Here is a 3,456-nt window from a genome sequence, read left to right as displayed (position 1 = left end):
AATTTGACTACGATTCACTACACTCCCGGCAGCGAACGCACCATGATTGATTGTGCGCGTTTCTGCGCGTTATACTAACAATCCAGGTCAGGCCCCATCAAGCTCTTTTCGGGGAAAGCGCCCTTGCGAGGGCTCGAGCGCGGGCCTGGGGACCGGCACCAACACAAAGCACGACGGATGGAGTAGCGGGAGCATGTCCGCCGACACAGGCAAGATGAACGTCCGCCACGACCGGATCGTGGAGTACGTCGCTTCCAGGGGAGAGACTCCTGCCGGGGAACTCGCTTCGCGTTTGGGAGTAAGCCTGGCAACGGTTCGCCGTGACCTTGCGCTGCTCGAACGGGCCGGCCGGCTGGTGCGCACCCACGGGGGCGCGCTGTTATCCAAGGCGGGTGTGGTCGAGTTCGCGTTTGCGGAACGAAGCGAACGATTCTCGGCGGAAAAGCGCGCAATTGCCCGGAAGGTGGCCTCCATGGTCCCGCCGGGCGCCACGCTGGCCCTCGACAGCGGCACCACCACGACGGAAGTGGCAAAGGCGCTCGCAGGCACCAAGGGACTGACCGTGCTGACCTCCTCCCTTGCCATTGCATCGGTACTGTACGCGCGCGATGACGTCGACATGGTCCTGCTCGGCGGCGCCTCGCGCAAGGGCAGTCCCGACCTTACCGGATGGCTGACGGAAGAGAATCTGAAACGGTTTCATGTCGACTACGCCATCGTGGGGGCGGACGGAGTCACACGGGACGGCGCCTATACGCGCGCGCTCGATCTTGCCCGGATTTGCCAGGCGGTGTTGGCGGCGGGTAGAACATCGATTCTCGTTGTGGACCACAGCAAGATCGGCACCCCGTCCTTTTCCCGGTATGCCACTCTGAAAGAGTTCGACTGTTTGGTTACGGATACGGGTGTGCCCGCGGCCGCGCGGCGCTGGCTGAACCGCGCAGGAAACCAGGTGCTCTATGTGCGGCCGTGACAACCGTGGGCGGCGCTGGACTTCCGGGGCATCTTAGCCGCGTCATGTGTCATAAGGAGAGCGAGTATGAAAGGCTGTGAGATTCGATCCGTGCGCGTTCTTGGGGCCACGCTGTTCGCCGCACTCCTGGCGGTTGTTCCGCCGTGCCGTGCGGCCGAGGACGCCGCCGCGGCCTTGCCGGCCAGGATAGGCTTCCATGATGCGGTCCACGACGAAGCCGGCCGGCTTCTTCCCTGGACCTCCTGGGACGATGTCCTGACGCGGGAGGTCGAGTGGTATCTCCGCTGCCCGGATGGAGAAAAAGGCTATCCCGTCTACTTCCATACCACGTTCATGAACGGCTCGTACCAGGCCTACCGCACGGATTTCATTCCGGCCACGCAGGCGGGCATGGGGATCCTTTCGTACGTCAAGTATTGGCGCTATACCGGCAAAGCGGATCGGCGGGTCATGCGGCAGGCAGCGCGGATGGGAGACTTTCTTGCCGAGCACTGTCTGACCCCGGACGAAGGCGCCTATCCCCGGTTCCCCCGCTCGACGGGCGTCTTTTCGCATCTTCCCATCGATAGCAGCGCACAAGGAGACGCCAAATTCGGACCCAACGTCATCGAACCCGATAAAGGCGGCATCGCCGGGTATGCATTCTTGACGTTGTACCATGAGCAATGCGGCCCGGAATTCCTGGACTTGGCCGCTCACGTCGCTGACGTGCTGGTGCAGAACATGCGGGATGGCGACGCCGCCCGCGCGCCATGGCCGTTTCGCGTAGATGCCGTCACAGGCGAGTACTGGGGGGAACGCAACGGCAACATGGTGTATATTCTGCGTCTATTCGACAGCCTCATCGCCCGAGGCATGACACAGTATCAACCCGCCCGGGACCGGCTCTGGAATTGGATCAAAACGTATCAGATCGGTGCGCCCGACTCCCGCGAGCAAAGCCTCTGGATCCAGTTCTTCGAGGATATGACCGAGGACGACAACCGGAATTCCTGGGCGCCCCTCGAGATGGCTCGCTATCTGATCGAACAGAAAGACGCACTCGACCCGGATTGGAAAAGCCTGGCCGAGCGGTGCATCCAATTCGCCATGACCCACTTCGCGATCGAGAAACCCGGCGGCGTAGTCCTCATGGGCGAACAGGATTCCGACAAGCGCCCCTGGGGCGGCGCATGCTCGAAACTCGGGGCCGTTGCGGCCCTGTTTTATGCCGCTGGCGGCGGCGAACAATACAAGGAACTGGCGTACCGGAACCTGAACTGGGCTACCTATTTCGTGGACGAAGACGGCGGTCCCGCTGCCTTGTGGCTCGAAGACGAGTTCAAGAAGGGTAGCTGGCAGGAAGATTGCCACACCGACGTGGTGCATAATTTCGTGGATGCGCTCACGGCCGTGCCGGAATGGGCCGACGGGCCCCGGGGCCGGCAGGCGCGCCCGGAGCGTATCGGATTCCACACCGCCCGCTACAACGACGCGGGAAAACTCATCCCGTACCTCCCGTTGGGAGAAGTGGTCAAGCGCGAGGTCGACTGGTACCGCACATGCGGCGTTCTTGTGAATGGGTATCCGTCGTGGGTGTGTTCGTCTTTTGTTGACGACGCATTCAGACCCTTCAAGACCGATATCGTGGCCGGTTGCCAATGCGGCATGGGTATTCTGTCATATCTCAAATACTGGGAATACACGGGCAAGGGCGATGCGTATCTCCTCGATATGGCCCGCGCACAAGGCGACTACCTGGTGAAGGAGTGCAACACCACCGGCGAGGGCGTCTATCCTCTGTTCACTCGAAGCACAGGCAACAACACCGACTTCCCCCTCAAGAAGAGTTCACAAGGCGATTCGAATTACGGCGAAAACGTGATCGAGCCCGACAAAGGGGGTCTGGCCGGGTACGCTCTGCTGAAGTTGTACGACGCCACAGGCGGCCAGCGCTATCTCGAGCAAGCCCTCCACAACGCCGACTGCCTGGTCAAGAACATGCGGCCCGGCACCTCCGAACAGGCGCCGTGGCCGTTCCGCGTCGACTCGGTAACGGGCCAGCACTGGGGCGAGCGTAACGGCAACATGGCCTTCATCCTCCGACTGTTCGACGAACTGCTCGCGAAGGGCCACGATAAGTATCAAGGCCCGCGCGACACGCTCTGGAAGTGGGTCCGCGACGTGCAGATCCCCGCCCCCGATAACCGCGGCGAGTCTCACTGGATGCAGTTCTTCGAGGATCAGGTCCCTTACGACAACCGGACCTCCTGGGCGCCCCTCGAAATGGCGCGCTACCTCATCGAGGGCAAAGAGGCGCTTGCGCCGGACTGGATGGCGCTCGCCGAGAAATGCATCCAGTTCGCGCTCCGCAACTTCTCGAAGTGGGAGGCGGGCGGCGTCACCAGCATGTGCGAGCAAGACATCGATTTCCGGCCATGGTCCGGCGCCTGCTCGAAACTTGGCGGCGTGGCAGCGATGTTCTATGCAGCGGGGGGCGGCGA

2 protein-coding genes are annotated in these 3,456 nt (G+C 62.2%); both read left to right on the top strand.

Annotated features, from left to right (window positions below; genetic code table 11):
* The first annotated feature begins 193 nt into the window (after positions 1 to 193).
* Positions 194 to 973, top strand: coding sequence for a DeoR/GlpR family DNA-binding transcription regulator (locus PLJ71_15040; protein ID HQM50003.1), 780 nt, complete (start codon positions 194 to 196; stop codon positions 971 to 973).
* A gap of 66 nt (positions 974 to 1,039) precedes the next feature.
* Positions 1,040 to 3,456 (top strand): hypothetical protein (locus tag PLJ71_15035; GenBank protein HQM50002.1); only part of this gene is annotated, 2,417 nt, incomplete at its 3' end.

Source organism: Candidatus Hydrogenedentota bacterium (assembly GCA_035416745.1).
Classification (GTDB): Bacteria; Hydrogenedentota; Hydrogenedentia; order Hydrogenedentales; family SLHB01; genus UBA2224.
This window is presented reverse-complemented; position numbering and strand designations above follow the sequence as displayed.